14 protein-coding genes and 1 pseudogene are annotated in these 15,094 nt (G+C 69.9%); 13 read left to right on the plus strand and 2 right to left on the minus strand.

The genetic code is table 11. The features are described 5' to 3' along the window. The first annotated feature begins 102 nt into the window (after positions 1 to 102). From ACFWIX_RS14195 to ACFWIX_RS14240, 10 genes and pseudogenes are all read left to right on the plus strand, one after another. Positions 103 to 672 (plus strand): D-glycero-alpha-D-manno-heptose-1,7-bisphosphate 7-phosphatase, encoded by a 570-nt coding sequence (locus ACFWIX_RS14195; protein ID WP_377216780.1) that lies wholly within the window; start codon positions 103 to 105, stop codon positions 670 to 672. Next, complete coding sequence (locus ACFWIX_RS14200; RefSeq protein ID WP_377216781.1) at positions 672 to 1,760, plus strand: glycosyltransferase family 9 protein; 1,089 nt, start codon at positions 672 to 674, stop codon at positions 1,758 to 1,760. The genes ACFWIX_RS14195 and ACFWIX_RS14200 overlap by 1 nt, the downstream gene beginning before the upstream one ends. After that, entirely contained in the window at positions 1,757 to 2,818 is a 1,062-nt protein-coding gene (locus tag ACFWIX_RS14205) for a glycosyltransferase (RefSeq protein WP_377216782.1), read from the plus strand. Before ACFWIX_RS14200 ends, ACFWIX_RS14205 begins: the two co-directional genes overlap by 4 nt. After that, complete coding sequence (locus ACFWIX_RS14210; RefSeq protein WP_377216783.1) at positions 2,815 to 4,068, plus strand: glycosyltransferase; 1,254 nt, start codon at positions 2,815 to 2,817, stop codon at positions 4,066 to 4,068. The genes ACFWIX_RS14205 and ACFWIX_RS14210 overlap by 4 nt, the downstream gene beginning before the upstream one ends. After that, complete coding sequence (locus tag ACFWIX_RS14215) at positions 4,065 to 4,784, plus strand: SIS domain-containing protein (RefSeq protein ID WP_377216784.1); 720 nt, start codon at positions 4,065 to 4,067, stop codon at positions 4,782 to 4,784. Before ACFWIX_RS14210 ends, ACFWIX_RS14215 begins: the two co-directional genes overlap by 4 nt. Beyond that, positions 4,781 to 6,202: a PfkB family carbohydrate kinase gene (locus ACFWIX_RS14220; protein ID WP_377216785.1), complete on the plus strand. Its 1,422-nt coding sequence runs from the start codon at positions 4,781 to 4,783 to the stop codon at positions 6,200 to 6,202. The genes ACFWIX_RS14215 and ACFWIX_RS14220 overlap by 4 nt, the downstream gene beginning before the upstream one ends. Positions 6,203 to 6,238: 36 nt before the next feature. Further along, positions 6,239 to 6,952, plus strand: a complete 714-nt coding sequence (locus ACFWIX_RS14225) for an SDR family oxidoreductase (protein ID WP_377216786.1) — start codon at positions 6,239 to 6,241, stop codon at positions 6,950 to 6,952. A gap of 43 nt (positions 6,953 to 6,995) precedes the next feature. Next, positions 6,996 to 8,411, plus strand: a complete 1,416-nt coding sequence (locus ACFWIX_RS14230; protein WP_377216787.1) for an aldehyde dehydrogenase family protein — start codon at positions 6,996 to 6,998, stop codon at positions 8,409 to 8,411. Further along, complete coding sequence (gene rfaE2, locus ACFWIX_RS14235; protein WP_377216788.1) at positions 8,411 to 9,928, plus strand: D-glycero-beta-D-manno-heptose 1-phosphate adenylyltransferase; 1,518 nt, start codon at positions 8,411 to 8,413, stop codon at positions 9,926 to 9,928. The genes ACFWIX_RS14230 and rfaE2 overlap by 1 nt, the downstream gene beginning before the upstream one ends. Positions 9,929 to 9,960: 32 nt before the next feature. Further along, positions 9,961 to 10,860: pseudogene (locus ACFWIX_RS14240) on the plus strand (spermidine synthase); the annotation flags it as partial. Between the two features lies 1 nt (position 10,861). Here ACFWIX_RS14240 and ACFWIX_RS14245 read toward each other — a convergent pair. Beyond that, positions 10,862 to 11,779, minus strand: a complete 918-nt coding sequence (locus ACFWIX_RS14245; protein ID WP_377216789.1) for a LysR family transcriptional regulator — start codon at positions 11,777 to 11,779, stop codon at positions 10,862 to 10,864. A 137-nt stretch (positions 11,780 to 11,916) separates the two neighbouring features. Between ACFWIX_RS14245 and ACFWIX_RS14250 the strand changes: the two genes are divergently transcribed. Next, entirely contained in the window at positions 11,917 to 12,666 is a 750-nt protein-coding gene (locus tag ACFWIX_RS14250; RefSeq protein WP_377216790.1) for a 3-hydroxybutyrate dehydrogenase, read from the plus strand. Positions 12,667 to 12,705: 39 nt separating this feature from the next. On the opposite strand, the gene ACFWIX_RS14255 is transcribed toward ACFWIX_RS14250, so the two are convergent. Continuing rightward, on the minus strand, positions 12,706 to 13,083 hold the full coding sequence (locus ACFWIX_RS14255; protein ID WP_377216791.1) for a winged helix-turn-helix transcriptional regulator: 378 nt from the start codon (positions 13,081 to 13,083) through the stop codon (positions 12,706 to 12,708). A 120-nt stretch (positions 13,084 to 13,203) separates the two neighbouring features. Between ACFWIX_RS14255 and ACFWIX_RS14260 the strand changes: the two genes are divergently transcribed. Together ACFWIX_RS14260 and ACFWIX_RS14265 are read left to right on the plus strand one after the other, a co-directional pair. Continuing rightward, a complete protein-coding gene (locus ACFWIX_RS14260) occupies positions 13,204 to 14,067 on the plus strand; it encodes an SDR family oxidoreductase (protein WP_377216792.1) in 864 nt (287 codons plus the stop codon). Between the two features lie 177 nt (positions 14,068 to 14,244). Beyond that, the gene (locus tag ACFWIX_RS14265) at positions 14,245 to 15,057 is read left to right on the plus strand and encodes an IclR family transcriptional regulator (protein WP_377216793.1); all 813 of its coding nucleotides are present in this window, start codon (positions 14,245 to 14,247) and stop codon (positions 15,055 to 15,057) included. Positions 15,058 to 15,094: the final 37 nt, after the last annotated feature.

Here is a 15,094-nt window from a genome sequence, read left to right on the forward strand (position 1 = left end):
CTCCTACGGCCCCGGGCCACGCTGCGGGGACAACATGGGAAATCACGGCGGACTCCTCGGAGGCCTGTTTAGGACCGCGGGCAGCGGGGAACGAGGTTGTTTATGGAAAGCTCTTCGATGCCAAAACTTCGGGCTGTCCTTTTCGACCGGGACGGCACCCTGGTGGCCGACGTGCCGTATAACGGCGACCCCGCACTGGTCCGGCCCATGCCCGGTGCCGGGGACGTCCTGGCCTCGCTCCGGGCGCGCGGCCTTGCCACGGGGGTTATCAGCAACCAGTCCGGCATTGCCCGTGGCCTGCTCACCGAAGCCCAAGTAAGAGAGGTCAATGCCAGGGTAGAGGAACTCCTGGGCCCGTTCGACGTGTGGGAGGTCTGCCCGCATTCGCCAGCGGACCGGTGCTGCTGCCGCAAGCCCGCCCCTGGCATGGTGCACAACGCCTGCCGGAAGCTGGGCATCCACGAATCGCAGGCAGCACTGATTGGCGACATCGGTGCCGACGTCGGCGCCGCAGAGGCAGCCGGCGCCGTGGGGGTACTGGTGCCCACCCCGGTGACCCGGACTGAGGAAGTGGGCAGCGCCCGGTTCGTGGCCGGGGACCTGGCCGCCGCCGTCGCACTCCTCGCAGCGGAAGGCATGATCCAGGATGCTCGCGCGGAGGAGAGCGCCTGATGGGCCGGGTTCTCGTGGCCCGGCTGGACAGCATGGGCGACGTCCTCCTGGCCGGCCCCGCCGTCCGGGCAGTGGCCCACGGACGGAAGCCCGACGGCAGCGCACCCAATCACGTGGTGATGCTATGCGGCCGCCAGGGGGAGGCCGCGGCGGGGCTGTTGCCGGGGGCGGCCGAAACCTACACCTGGGACAGCCCCTGGATCATGAACCCGGCACCGGACATGACCGGCCCGCATGCCGAACGGCTGATCGGGTTCGTCCGGAATTCGCGGATCACCGAGGCCGTCATCCTGACCTCGTTCCACCAGTCACCGCTGCCCCTGGCGCTGCTCCTCCGCCTGGCCGGCGTGGAACGCATCACCGGCGCCTCCACTGACTACGCCGGCTCGCTGCTGGACGTCCGGCTCAAACCCGGCGAAGACTTCCCGGAGGATCAGCCCGAAGCTGAACGCGCCCTGGGCATTGCCGAAGCGGCCGGTTTCCGCCTCCCCGCCCGGGACGACGGGAAGCTGCACGTGAAGGAGGTCCCGGACGTCACGGACCTGGTGGGGGATGGGCCCTACGTGGTGGTCCACCCGGGAGCCGCCGTCCCCGCCAGGGCTTGGCCGCCCCTTCACCACGCCGCCGCCGTCGAACTCCTCGAAGGCGCCGGCCGCCGCGTGGTGGTCACCGGCGGACCGGGGGAAACGTCCCTTACCGCCACGGTGGCCGGGCCTTCCGCCCTGGACCTGGGTGGGCGGACCGACCTGCGCCGGATGGCCGGAGTCATGGCGGGCGCGGAGGCCGTAGTCACCGGGAACACCGGCCCGGCTCATCTTGCCGCCGCTGTCGGGACCCCGGTGGCCTGCCTGTTTTCGCCGGTGGTGCCCGCCATCCGCTGGGCGCCCTATGGCGTTCCGCTGGAACTCCTTGGCGACCAGAACGCCCCCTGCCGGATGACACGTGCCCGCATTTGCCCGGTTCCCGGCCACCCCTGCCTGGACTCCGTCTCGCCCGAGGACGTGGTGGCGGCAGTGGAGCGGCTGATCGGTGGCGTCAGTTCTTTCAGCACCCACGTCAGCACCCGTAGAAAGGCGCGCAACAGATGAGGATCCTGCTCTGGCATGTCCACGGCTCGTGGACAGATGCGTTTGTCCGCGGCCGGCATGAATACCTGCTGCCCGTCCTCCCGGAAGGAGGAGCCTGGGGACTGGGCCGCGCGGGCCGCGACTGGCCGGCCTCGGTGCGGGAGATCGAGATGGCGCGGCTGGACGCGGAGGCGGTGGACGCCGTCGTCCTCCAGCGCCCGGAGGAGATCGCCGAGGTGGCCCGGCTTCTGGGCCGCGCCCCGGGACGCGACCTTCCGGCGGTTTACGTCGAGCACAACACGCCCAAGGGCGATTTTCCGTTCACCCGGCACCCCATGGCGGAGCAGGACCGGATCCCGGTGGTCCACGTAACCCACTTCAACCGTCTCGCGTGGGACAACGGCTCTGCGCCGGTGCTGGTGGTGGAGCACGGCATTCCGGACCCGGGGTACCTCTACACGGGCGAACTGCCCGACCTGGGCGTGGTGGTCAACGAGCCGGTGCGCCGCGGCCGGGTGACGGGCACCGACCTGCTCCCCGCCTTCGCCTCCGTGTCGCCGCTGCAGGTGTTCGGCATGAAAACCGAGGGGCTGGCAGCGGCAACCGGTATGGACCCGGAGCACGTCAGCCCCCGCGGCGACCTCCCGACGTCCGCCCTCCACCGCGAACTGGCCCGCTGCCGGGCCTACGTGCACCCGATGCGCTGGACGTCGTTGGGACTGTCACTCCTGGAAGCCATGCACCTGGGAATGCCCGTCCTGGTGGTGGCGGCAACGGAAGCGCCGCGGGCGGTTCCGCCGGAAGCCGGGGCGGTGTCAGCGGACATTGAAGAGCTGCTGCGTACCGCGCGTCAGCTGGTCGCGGATCCGGAGGAAGCACGACGGCGGGGCCTCGCCGCCCGCGCGGCGGTGCTGGAGCGCTATGGGCTGGGGAAGTTCCAGGACCGCTGGGACGGCATCCTCGCCGACCTGGTACCGGACCCGGTGCACCGGAGCGCCGGGCACCGGGACGGCGGACCGGCCAATGACCACCCGGGCGAGCAGATTCTTGTCCCTGCGCGAGAGAGGAACATTTCATGAGAATCTCCATGATTTCGGAGCACGCGAGCCCGCTTGCCGCCCTGGGTGGCGTGGACGCCGGCGGCCAAAACGTACACGTGGCCGCCCTGTCCGCGGCGCTCGCACGCCGAGGCCATCACGTGACGGTCTACACCCGCAGGGACGCAACGGAACTCCCCGCACGGGTCCAGGCCGGGCCGCGCTTCGAAGTGGTCCACGTGGACGCGGGCCCTGCCCGGCACGTGCCCAAGGACGAACTCCTGCCGTACATGGGCGAGTTGGCGGCGGGCGTGGCCCGGGACTGGGGACACCGGCCGCCGGACGTGGTGCATGGCCACTTCTGGATGTCCGGGCTCGCAGCGCTGGATGCCGCCCGCAGGCCGGACTCCGGTTACCGGGTCCCGGTGATCCAGACCTTCCACGCCCTGGGCACCGTCAAACGCCGGCACCAGGGCGCGGAGGACACCAGCCCGGAGGAACGCCGCTGGCTTGAGCCCGGCGTGGGCAGGTCCGCGGACCGGATCATCGCTACCTGCTCCGACGAGGTGTTCGAGCTCAAGGCCATGGGCATTGACACGGGGAAGGTTTCCATCGCCCCGTGCGGCGTGGACCTGTCGTTCTTCTCCGCGGACGGACCCGCGGCCGCCAGGACCCGGCGGCAGCGCATCCTGTCCGTGGGCCGGCTGGTGCCGCGCAAGGGCGTGGACCTGGTGATCCGGGCGTTGCCATACCTGCGGGAGGCGGGGTTCGACGACGTCGAACTCTTCATCGTGGGTGGCGGCGGCGATTCCGGTGCGCTGCACGCTGACCCTGAGGTCCGGCGGCTCCTGGGCCTGGCGGACGCGCTGGGCGTGGCGGACTCGGTGACCTTGCAGGGGCAGGTGGCCAGGACGGAAATGCCCGGGATTTTCCGCAGCGCCGACGCCGTGGTGTGCGCCCCCTGGTACGAACCGTTCGGCATTGTTCCCCTTGAGGCCATGGCCTGCGGCGTGCCCGTGGTGGCCGCGGCTGTGGGCGGCCTGCAGGACACTGTGGTGGACCAGGCCACCGGACTGCACGTGCCTCCGCGGGACCCGGCAGCCATTGCGTCCGCGCTCGCCGTGCTGCTGGCGGATCCGGAGCTTCGGTCCAGGCTCGGCACCGCCGGTGTGCAGCGGGCCCGGACCAGATACTCCTGGGACCGTGTTGCCGCTGAGACGGAGAAGGCCTACCAACTGGCGGTGGCCGGCGCACCCGCCGGCGCCATTTCGATGGAAGGAGCCGCACTGTGAGTGCTGACTGGTCCCTGCGCGAGGCCGACCTGCGGGCCCTGGCCACACCTCCGATGCCTGATCTGCTTCCCGCCCTCCCTCCAGGGGCCGGGTTTGCGGACGCGGCCTGCACCGACGTTGTCAGGACGCACCTGGACAACGTCCTGCCCGCGCTCGAATCGCTCCGCAGCCAGTCCGGCCGGCTGGCCGCCTGGGGAGTGGAGCTCGCCCAGCGCCTGATGCGGGGGCAACGGCTCCTCGCCGCCGGAAACGGCGGCTCCGCGGCCGAGGCCCAGCACCTGACGGCAGAGCTGGTGGGACGGTTCGACGGCGACCGGGTCCCCTTTTCCGCGATCGCGCTGCACGCCGAATCGTCCGCGGTCACCGCCATCGCCAACGACTACGGGTACGACGATGTCTTCGCCCGGCAGGTCCGCGCCCATGGCCGCTCCGGCGACGTCCTCGTCCTGCTGTCCACCAGCGGGGGCAGTCCCAACCTGCTGCGCGCGGCAGAGGCTGCATCCAGGCTCAACGTCACCACCTGGGCGCTGACCGGTTCCGGGCCCAACCCCCTGGCGGACGTCTGCGACCAGGCCGTCATGATCGAAGCCCTCAACGCCAACGCGCAGGAAGGCCACCTGATCGCCCTGCATGCTCTGTGCCGGGCCTTCGACTTGGAGGTGTGGCGCCGCAGCCCGGCCGCGGTCCCCGGCATGAACGGCGGTGCCAAGCCATGAGGATCGTGGTGGTGGGCGACGTGATGCTGGACGTGGACCTGACCGGCGAAGCCACCAGGCTGAGCCCAGACGCACCTGTGCCCGTGGTGGACATTGTGGCGGAGAATCGCCGCGCCGGAGGTGCCGGGCTGGTGGCCCTCATGCTGGCGGAGGAGGGCTGGCCTGTCACCCTTGTCACGGTGCTGGGTGATGACGACGCCGGACGGCAGCTGGCGGACCAGCTTGCCGGGGTGCGGCTCGTCTCCGGGCCCAGCGGGGCGCCGTCGCCGGTGAAGACCCGGGTCCGGGCGGGATCGCACCCGGTGGTCCGCTTCGACCAGGGCTGTGCCCGGGCGCCCGTACCGGATGTCACCCCCGCCATGTTGTCAGCGGTGGAAGACGCTGCAGTGGTGGTGGTGGCTGACTATGGCCGCGGGCTCGCCGCCAACCCGCAGTTGCGCGCACTCCTGGCCCGGCTGGCCACAGACGTGCCCATCATCTGGGACCCGCATCCGGCAGGCCCGGATCCCGTGCAGGGCGTCGCGGTGGTCACGCCCAACCTCGCCGAGGCGACCCGGGCGGCTGCGGCACCCGGTGCCGCCGCCGACGTCCAGGAGCCCGACGCGGGCACCCACGCCGGGCACCTGGCGGGATTGCTCCGCGAACGCTGGGGCAGCCAGGCAGTCCTGGTCACCCGGGGCGGTGACGGTGCCGTGCTGGTGAGCGACGACGGACAGGCACCCACGCACATTCCCGCACCCCGCGTGGAAACCGGCGATCCGTGCGGAGCCGGCGACCGGCTGGCGGCGGGGCTTGCTGTGCATTTGCTGGCAGGCTGCGGTCTTCTCGAAGCGGCCCGGTTGGCGGTCCACGAGGCCGCAGATTTCCTCGCCGCCGGCGGAGTGTCGTCCCTGCCTAAACCCGCGGCCCGAATTGCAGCCATAAGGCCCGGACGCCCGGAACGCCACCACGTGGAACCCAGCCGCGGGGACGCGCTGCTGCTGGCCCGCGCCGTGCGGAACCGCGGCGGAACCGTGGTGGCGACCGGTGGCTGCTTCGACCTCCTCCACGCCGGCCACGTCCGCGCGCTCGCCGCCGCCCGAGCCATGGGGGACTGCCTGGTGGTGTGCCTGAACTCGGATGCCTCGGTGCGCAGGCTCAAGGGCCCGGACCGGCCCATCATTGGCGAACATGACCGGGCAGAACTCCTGCTGGCCCTGGCCTGCGTGGACGCCGTGATGGTCTTCGATGAGGACACCCCCGAGGCAGTTCTGGGACGGCTCCGTCCGGACCTCTGGGTCAAGGGAGGCGACTACCAGGGAACCCGGCTTCCGGAGGCGGACCTGGTGGAAAGCTGGGGCGGCCGATGCCTCACCGTCCCGTACCACCCTGCCCGCTCCACCACCGGACTGGCCACCGCGCTCGCAAAAGTGGGCTGACCGCCCCTTCCACCCGTTTTGATTGAAAGGAACACCATGACCGCAACTGCCAACACGCCCGCTTCTTCGCCCGGCCGCGTCCTCGTTACCGGAGGAGCCTCCGGGCTGGGAGCCGCCGTCGTCGACGCTGTCCTGCAGGCGGGCGGCACCCCCGTGGTGCTGGACCGCGACATCAGCACCGTCTCCGCCGTGAAGGCATACGAGGTGGACGTTGCGGACCGTCCTGCCGTGGAGGCTGCCGTCCGTGAAGCCGCGGAGACGCTGGGAGGCCTGGACGCCGTCGTCACCGCGGCCGGCATCGACCGGTGCGGCAAGCTGGCGGACGTCGCTGCGGACGAATGGGAAAAGGTTATCGGCGTTAATCTGATGGGCACCGTCTCCGTAGTCCGCGCCGCACTGCCGTACCTCACGGCCTCGCATGGCCGGGTGGTGACCGTCGCCTCCACTTTGGGCAAGCGGGCCGTTGCGGACGCCACCGCCTACTGCGCCTCCAAGTTCGGCGTGGTCGGCTTCAGTCATGCGCTCGCGGCGGAGACCGGCGGGCAGATCGGGGTGACCACCATGATCCCCGGCGGCATGAAGACCCGGTTCTTCGACGACCGCACCGAGCAGTACAAGCCCCAGGACGATTCGCGCCTCAACGATCCCGGCAACGTGGCGCAGGCCATTCTCTTCGCAATGCGCCAGCCGGCTGGCTGCGAGGTCCGGGAAATGCTCATCTGCCATGAGGAAGAAGGCTCCTGGCCCTAGCCCCCGCCCCCGGGACGCTGACTACCAACCACGGGAGGAACCCATGCCCACAACAGCCACAGAGACAGTCCCCGCCCTGGATCCCGCACCCGGATCCGGCATCTCCATCCACGATCCCCGGACGGGGGAGTTCCTCTGGACGGTCGCCGAAGCCGGTCCCGAGGAGGTGGGCCAGGCCGTACAGACAGCCCGGGACGCGGCGGCCGGCTGGGCACAGACCGCGCCGGCGGAGCGCGGGGCTGCCCTCCGCGCCGCCGCCAAGGCCCTTGAAGAGGCCGCCCAGGAGTTGGCCGGACTCAACGCCAGCGAAACCGGCCGCCCGGTGGATGAAGCCCTGGCCGGTATAGGTGCGGCCGTCTCCACGCTGGAACAGTACGCCGAACTCGGTCCGCTGCACCGTGGCCACAGCCTCCGCGGCGACCCCCTCGCCTCCGACTACACGGTGGCGGAACCACGCGGCGTCGCCGTCCTCCTCACCCCATGGAACGACCCCGTGGCGGTGGCCGGCGGCCTGATCGGTGCGGCGCTGGCCACCGGGAATACGGTGGTTCACAAGCCGAGCGAAAGGTGCCCGCGGCTCGGTGAAGCGCTCGGGAAGGTGCTCGCACCGGCGTTCCCGCCCGGCGTGTTCAGTACCGTCTCCGGTGGTTCCGGGACCGGCGCATTGCTGACCCAGGCGGAGGTGGACGTGATCGCCCACGTGGGTTCCAGCGCTTCGGGAGCGCGGATCGCCCGGGCCGCCTCGCTCACCGGTGCGCACGTGATCCGCGAAAATGGTGGCAACGATCCGCTGCTCGTTGATGCCGGCGTCGATCCAGCCTGGGCGGCGGAACAAGCGGCGATCGGGGCCTTCAGCAACAGCGGCCAGATCTGTACCGCCGTGGAACGGATCTACGTCCACCGGGACATCGCGGAGCAGTTCTGCGCAGCCCTGGCCGCGGAAGCGGGCCGCCGCAACAGCGAGGGATCGGTGGCACCGCTGGTGGACCGGCGGATGCGCGACGAAGTCCATGCCCAGGTAGCCGAAGCGCTCAGCCGGGGTTCCCGGGCCGTGGCCGGCGGGGCGCTTCCGGAGGGGCCCGGCAGCTTCTACCCGGCCACCGTGCTCCTGGACTGCACGGACGGGATGCAGGTCATGACCGAAGAGACGTTCGGCCCGGTTGCCCCGGTGCAGGTGGTGGAAACGTTCAACGACGGCCTCCGCCTGGCGTGCAGCGGCAGGTACGGCCTCGCGGCCACAGTCCTGAGCGGCGACCTGGCGCATGTCCATCAGGCGGTGGCGGCCCTGCCGGTGGGAACCGTCAAGGTCAACGAGGTGTTCGGCGGCGCCCCCGGCGGTTCGGCGCAGCCCCGCGGGGACAGCGGCGCCGGGTTTGGCTACGGGCCCGAACTGCTGGACGAATTCTGCCGGGTCAAGGTGGTCCACATCGCAGCCCCGCCTGCCGGGAAGGCACGCTGATGGAATCGCCCCAGCCCGTGGACCTGCGGAACCAGCGGGCACTGTCCGACTGGCTGCCGGGACGGCTTGCCGCCGAGGAACCGGAGATCCTGGTGGTCGGCGACGTGATGCTGGACGGCTGGTGGAGCGGCAGCATCGAACGGCTCTGCCGCGAGGCGCCGGCCCCCGTGGTCGACCTGCAGTCCCGCGAATCCGCGCCCGGGGGAGCAGCCAACACCGCCATGAACCTGGCTGCCCTCGGGGCCCGGGTGGCAGTGGCCGGGATCATCGGCACGGACGACGCCGGCACGGACCTGCGCCGGCAGCTTCAGGCCGCCGGCATCGACGTCCGGCACCTCTACGCCCATCCGGACATGGTGACCACCACCAAAATCAGGATCAGCAGCGGCGGGCAGGTCATGCTCCGCCTCGATGACTCGGCCCGTACCATCCCGGCCGCCGCGCTGGGGGCGCTGGCCGGGGCGGTGCGTGCCGCCGTCGTGCGCAAGGCAGCGGTACTGGTCTGCGACTACGGAACCGGGGTCCTGGCAGAACCGGTACGAAACACCCTGGTGCAGGCCCTCGAGGGGGACGGGCGTCCGCTGGTGGTGGTGGACGCCCACGACCCGCGGCCGTGGGCGGTGCTGCAGCCGGACCTGGTCACCCCGAACGCGCAGGAGACCGCCCGGCTCCTGGACCAGCGGCTCCCGGACGGGCCGGCCCGGGCGGACGCCGTAGGGGCCGAAGCGGACGCGCTGCTTGCTGCCACCGGGGCGCGGGCCGTGGTGGCGACGCTGGACCGGGACGGCACCGTCTTGCTGACGCCCGGCGGTGCGGCGCACCGGACCTGGGCGCGGCCGGCGGCGGAAAAGCAGGCGTCGGGGGCGGGGGACACCTTCGTGGCCGCCCTGACCCTGGCACGCTCGGTGGGGCTGCCGCTGACGGCGAGCCTGGACCTTGCCCAGGCGGCGGCGGACGTGGTGGTTCACCAGCCCGGCACGTCCGTGTGCAGCACGGCGCAGCTGAGCCGCTACCTGGAGGCTTTCGCAGATACCGCACTCGACGCCGACGAGCTGGAACGCCAGCTTGAGGCCCACCGCGCGCAGGGCCAGCGGATCGTGCTGACCAACGGCTGCTTCGACGTGCTGCACAGCGGACACACCCGTTACCTTAACCAAGCCAAGCAACTGGGCGACATCCTGGTAGTAGCGCTGAACAGCGACGACTCGGTGCGCAGGCTCAAGGGGCCCGACCGGCCGATCAATGCGGTGGCGGAGCGGGCCGCCGTGGTGGCAGCGCTGAGCTGCGTGGACTACGTGACCGTCTTCGATACGCCCACCGCCGGGCCGCTGATCCGCCAGCTGCGGCCCGAGGTGTACGCCAAGGGTGGGGACTACACGCCGGAGATGCTGGCCGAAACACCGGACGTCGAGGAGCACGGCGGCCGGGTGGTCATCCTGGACTACGTGGCGGAGCGCTCCACCACCGCCGTCGTTAACAGGATCCGCGCCGGTGAGGGGGCGGCGCAGGTCAACTAGGGTTGAAGGCATGACGGGATCGCGGGGCGGGCATGGGTAAGCGTGGCAAGTCCGGCGGCCGGGGCAGGGCAGCGGGCGGGCGGACGACGGCGGGAGTCGTCGAAGTACCGCAGGGAACCCTCCCGGATGGTCCTGCCGAGGGGGTCTACTACATCGACACCGGCGACTGCGAGCTGGTGGCCGACCAGGATAATTCCAATGGCTGGCTGCTGAAGATCAACGGCGTCATGAGCTCGCACATCGACCTCACCGACCCGCTGTTCCTGGATTTCGAGTACATGCGCTGGATGGCCGCGCTGATCGAGTCGCGATGGCCGCCTGGCAGCGCGAAACTGCGCGGCCTGCACCTGGGCGGCGGCGCCTGCTCGCTGCCCCGCTACTTCCATGCCGTCTACCCGGACGCCCGCCAGGTGGTGGTGGAGCTGGACGGCAAGCTGGCCGCCTACGTCCGCGCCTGGTTCGACCTGCCCAAGGCCCCCCTGCTGCGGATCCGGGTGGGGGAAGCCCGCGCGGTCACGGAGACCCTCACCGCGGGCACCCGGGACCTCATCATCCGGGACGTCTTTGCCGGATCGGTGACCCCGCTGCCGCTGACCACCGCCGAGTTCAACCAGCACATCAGGCGCGTCCTGGCGCCGGGCGGGCTCTACGTGGTGAACTCCGGGGACGCGCCGGACCTTAAGAACGCCCGGCAGGACGCCGCCACCATCGCCGCCGCCTTCAGGTACACCGTGATCATCGCCGATCCCGCCATGCTCAAGGGCCGCCGCTACGGAAACATGGTCATTGCGGGCAGCGACACCCCGTTTGAAGACGACCCCAAACTGGCACGCCGGCTCCTGGGCGGAGCAGTCCCCGCGCACCTGTGGGACGACGCCGAGGTCCGGGCCTTCGCCGCGGGTGCCCCGGTCCGCCACGACCCTCCCCTTCCCGCTACGGAGCAGTCGATGGTGTATTTCCCCTCCCCAGCATCGCCCCCCGCTGCGCCTCCATCTGTTCCCGCAGCGCCTGGACCACGGCTGCCACGGCCGGGCGCCGCAGCGAATCCCGGCGCAGCACCATCCAGTACGGCAGCAGCTCGCCGATCCGGTCCGGCAGCAGGCGGACCAGATCCTCATGCCGGTCACCCATAAAGCACGGCAGGAACCCGACGCCCGCGCCGGCGCGGGTTGCCTCGACGTGGACGAAAACGTTGGTGGAGGTCAGGGCGTCGCGCATCGCGGGGACCAGGCGCCGCGGGGCGTCGAGGTCGTCCACCTGCAGCATCGAGTCCACGAAATAGACCAGGGGATGCGCCTGGAGCTCGGCCAAGCTGGCAGGCGTTCCGTGTTCGGCAAGGTAGTCGCGGGAGGCGTACATCCCCAGCCGGTAGTCGCCCAGCCGGACGGCCTCCGCACGGTGCACCTGCGGCTCACCCACCACCACCTCGATGTCCAGTCCCGACCGCTGCTGCAGCGCACGCCGGGTCATGGTGATGATTTCCACCGTCAGGCCGGGATGCTCGCGCCGCAGCCCAGCTACTGCCGGGGCCGCGATATAGGCGCTGAAGCCGTCCGTCGCGGTCATGCGGACGACGCCGGTAATCGGGTCGGGTGCCTTGCCCGCAGGTCCCAGTGTGCCCATCACCGTCTCCACCTGCTCCGCGGCCCGGACGGCGCGGGCACCCAGTTCGGTCAGCTCCCATCCTCCGGCCGCCTTCGCCAGGACCCGTCCGCCGAGCGCCTTCTCCAGCGCGGCGATCCTGCGCGACACCGTGGTGTGGTTGAGCCCCAAGGTTTGCGCCGCCGTCGTAAATTTTGCTGACCGGGCCACCGCGAGCAGCACCAGGAGGTCATCGGGATTGACGTTCATATCTGCAATTCTGCACACAACTCGTGCCCGTTTGGCCATTGAAGCGACGTGCCTGTGCAGCAATACTCGGGGAAAGTTGTTCGTAGCGCAGGTCACACGCGCGCTGGACCGCGCGCTGGGAGAAGGAACGGATAGGTATGGAAAACACTCTGAACGGACGCAAGGCACTCGTGACCGGCGGTGCCAGCGGAATCGGCGCTGCATGCGTGCGGGAGCTCGCCGCAAGGGGAGCCAAAGTCACGGTGGCGGACGTTGACGCTGCCCGCGCCGAGGCGCTCGCGGACGAGGTGGGCGGCACCGCGTGGGCCGTGGACCTGATGGATGTGGACGCACTCGCCACGCTGGACCTTGATTGCGACATCCTGGTCAACAACGCCGGAATCCAGCGCATCAGCCCCATCGAGGAGTTTGATCCCGCGGATTTCCGCCGCCTCATCACGCTGATGCTCGAGGCCCCGTTCCTGCTCATCCGCGCGGCACTGCCGGCCATGTACTCCAACGGCTTTGGCCGGATCATCAACGTCTCCTCCGTGCACGGCATCCGCGCCTCCCCTTTCAAGAGCGCCTATGTTTCGGCCAAGCACGGCCTGGAGGGGCTTAGCAAGGTGACCGCGCTGGAAGGCGGCGACCACGGCGTGACGTCCAACTGCATCAACCCCGGCTACGTGCGCACGCCGCTGGTGGAATCGCAGATTGCAGACCAAGCCAAGGTGCACGGGATCCCCGAATCCGAGGTGCTGGCGAAGATCATGCTGACCGAGTCCGCCATCAAGCGGTTGGTGGAGCCCGAAGAGGTGGCGTCGCTGGTGGGCTGGCTCGCCTCGGATCAGGCGGCGATGGTCACCGGTGCCAGCTACACCATGGACGGCGGCTGGTCCGCCCGCTGACCCTGCACCGGGTGGGGCCTGCTTCAGGCCCCACCCGCGTCAGCGTGGGCCGTTAATGATGTCTTCGGCGTTGTCGAACGCCCAGCCGACCAGTGGGATGAGCAGTGCGGCGAGTTCGTAGCCCTTTTCGGTGAGGCTGTAGTCCACGCGGGGCGGAATGACCGGCTGGGCGTGCCTGCTGACCAGGCCGTCGCGTTCGAGCGTTTTGAGCGTTTGGGCGAGCATCTTCTCGCTGATGCCTTCGGCCCGCCGCCGCAAGTCGCTCCACCGTTGTTCACCTTCGGACAGGGACAGCAGTATCAGCACGCCCCACTTGCTGGTGATGTGGTCCAGCAGCGTGCGGCTGGGGCACCCGGCCGGGAAGACGCCGCCGGCAAAGGCCATGGGCAGGGGAGCCGGACGCGCAGGTGCTTCCATATCCCAAGCTTACCGTCTGGTCAGTACCTTACTTAAAGGTGCGTACTCTCTTTGGGGAAGTAATTCCGTTCGAGGCCTGTTGTGCCTGGTGCCAACATTTACTTCCCGAAAGGAACCACCATGAGCATCGTCGTCACCGGCGCCACGGGCCAGCTCGGCCGCCACGTCATCGAGGCCCTGCTGGAGCGTAGCGTCCCCGCCGTCGACATCATCGCAGCGGGCCGTGCCACGGAAAGGCTCGCGGACTTTGAAGCCCGGGGCGTCCAGGTGCGGTCCATGGACTATTCCGACGCCGGTTCTGTCGCCGCCGCGCTCAGGGGCGCGAAGCGCGTGCTTCTCATTTCGGGCAGCGAGGTGGGCCGGCGGGTAGAGCAACACCGCACCGTGATTGAGGTTGCCAAGGCGGAGGGCGTGGAGCTCCTGGCCTACACGAGCATCGCGAATGCTGAGACCACGGGCATGAAGCTTGCGGGTGAGCACCGGGCCACCGAGGCGATGCTCCGCGGGTCCGGCCTGCCCGTCGTCCTGCTGCGGAACGGGTGGTACCTCGAGAATTACACGGATCAGCTTCCCGGCGCCCTCGCGCAGGGGGCGCTCGCCGGCAGCGCGGGCGAGGGCAGGATCAGTGCCGCCTCCCGCGCCGACTATGCCCACGCAGCCGCAGCGGTCCTCACGGCAGAGGACCAGGCCGGCAGGGTGTACGAGCTGGGCGGCGACGAGCCTTTCACCATGGCCGAACTCGCCGCGGAAATCAGTGCAGCAACCGGCAAGGACATCGCGTACAACAACCTTCCGGCGGACGATTACGCAGGACTCCTCGCCGGAGCGGGTGTGCCGGAGGCCTTCGCGGAGATCCTGGCGGATTCGGACCTTGGCATCGCCCGCGGTGACCTTCTGGTCAGCAGCGGAGACCTTCGCCGGCTGATCGGACGCACGACGACGTCCCTCGCTGCGGCGGTCAGGTCCGCCGCAGCGGCGGCATAAGCACCAGGCCAACTCTCAGGCGCACCGGATGCCATCCCCAGCCCGGACTTTCCGCGGGGTGGGGTGGGTCCGGGATTCCAGACACGGGATGGACTGGCTGTTCCCGAAAGCCGAACGGCCAGGGTGCATGCTTGAGTACGGGATACCGGACACACGTCATGGAAAGGGCCGAGAATTATGAGCACTGACGCCGCCGCACATACCGCACCCAGAACCGCTTCGAAGGTGCCTGCAGCAGAAAACACCCTGCGGATCCTGAAACTGCTGGCCTCGCGCCGGGGTCCCATGGCCGCGTCACAGATCGCCTCTACCCTCGGGCTGCCGCGCTCCAGCGTCTACCACCTGCTGGGCGTCATGGAGGCAAATGGCTTCGTGCTCCACCTCCACGAGGAGCAACGGTACGGGCTGGGTATCGGCGCCTTCGAGCTCAGCTCCGCCTATTCGCGCCAGGAACCGCTCTCCAGGCTGGGCCGGCCGCTCCTGGCGTCGCTGGTGGATGCACTTGGCGAAAGCGCGCACCTCGCAGTGCTTCATGGCCGGGATGTGCTCTACATCGTCGAGGAACGCGCCAAGAACCGTCCGTCCTTGGTGACCGACGTCGGCGTGCGGCTTCCGAGCCATCTCACCGCCAGCGGCAGGGCCATCCTTGCGGCGCTTCCCAAGTCGCAGGTCCGCGCGCTGTACCCCAACGCCGCAGCGTTTTCCGCCCGGCACGAAGTGGAGGGCGCCATCATGAAGTACTCCGCGCTGTCCTCGCACCTGGACCGGGTCCGCCAGCGCGGGTATGCCACCGAACACGGGGAGGTGACTCCCGGCTTCGGCTCCATTGCCGCGGCGGTCACCGACCACACCGGCTGGCCCACGGCCGCAATCGCCGTGACCTTCCTCGAAGACAAACTGCCCCAGCCGGAATGGCCTGCCCTGGCGGCCCGGATCCAGAAGACCGCGGATGAGCTTTCCCTGCGCCTGCATGGACGCCGCTCCCAATAACCCCGACTTGCTCTATCACTCTTGGTCCTTAAACGTG

The sequence above is a fragment of the Pseudarthrobacter sp. NPDC058362 genome, assembly GCF_042723515.1.
Taxonomy (GTDB): Bacteria; Actinomycetota; Actinomycetes; order Actinomycetales; family Micrococcaceae; genus Arthrobacter.

What these genes read in the sequence shown, in the direction of transcription:
- ACFWIX_RS14195 (WP_377216780.1), top strand. Translation starts at nt 103, where the DNA reads ATGGAAAGCTCTTCGATGCCAAAACTTCGGGCTGTCCTTTTCGACCGG.
- ACFWIX_RS14200 (WP_377216781.1), top strand. Translation starts at nt 672, where the DNA reads ATGGGCCGGGTTCTCGTGGCCCGGCTGGACAGCATGGGCGACGTCCTC.
- ACFWIX_RS14205 (WP_377216782.1), top strand. Translation starts at nt 1,757, where the DNA reads ATGAGGATCCTGCTCTGGCATGTCCACGGCTCGTGGACAGATGCGTTT.
- ACFWIX_RS14210 (WP_377216783.1), top strand. Translation starts at nt 2,815, where the DNA reads ATGAGAATCTCCATGATTTCGGAGCACGCGAGCCCGCTTGCCGCCCTG.
- ACFWIX_RS14220 (WP_377216785.1), top strand. Translation starts at nt 4,781, where the DNA reads ATGAGGATCGTGGTGGTGGGCGACGTGATGCTGGACGTGGACCTGACC.
- ACFWIX_RS14225 (WP_377216786.1), top strand. Translation starts at nt 6,239, where the DNA reads ATGACCGCAACTGCCAACACGCCCGCTTCTTCGCCCGGCCGCGTCCTC.
- ACFWIX_RS14230 (WP_377216787.1), top strand. Translation starts at nt 6,996, where the DNA reads ATGCCCACAACAGCCACAGAGACAGTCCCCGCCCTGGATCCCGCACCC.
- rfaE2 (WP_377216788.1), top strand. Translation starts at nt 8,411, where the DNA reads ATGGAATCGCCCCAGCCCGTGGACCTGCGGAACCAGCGGGCACTGTCC.
- ACFWIX_RS14245 (WP_377216789.1), bottom strand. Translation starts at nt 11,779, where the DNA reads ATGAACGTCAATCCCGATGACCTCCTGGTGCTGCTCGCGGTGGCCCGG.
- ACFWIX_RS14250 (WP_377216790.1), top strand. Translation starts at nt 11,917, where the DNA reads ATGGAAAACACTCTGAACGGACGCAAGGCACTCGTGACCGGCGGTGCC.
- ACFWIX_RS14255 (WP_377216791.1), bottom strand. Translation starts at nt 13,083, where the DNA reads ATGGAAGCACCTGCGCGTCCGGCTCCCCTGCCCATGGCCTTTGCCGGC.
- ACFWIX_RS14260 (WP_377216792.1), top strand. Translation starts at nt 13,204, where the DNA reads ATGAGCATCGTCGTCACCGGCGCCACGGGCCAGCTCGGCCGCCACGTC.
- ACFWIX_RS14265 (WP_377216793.1), top strand. Translation starts at nt 14,245, where the DNA reads ATGAGCACTGACGCCGCCGCACATACCGCACCCAGAACCGCTTCGAAG.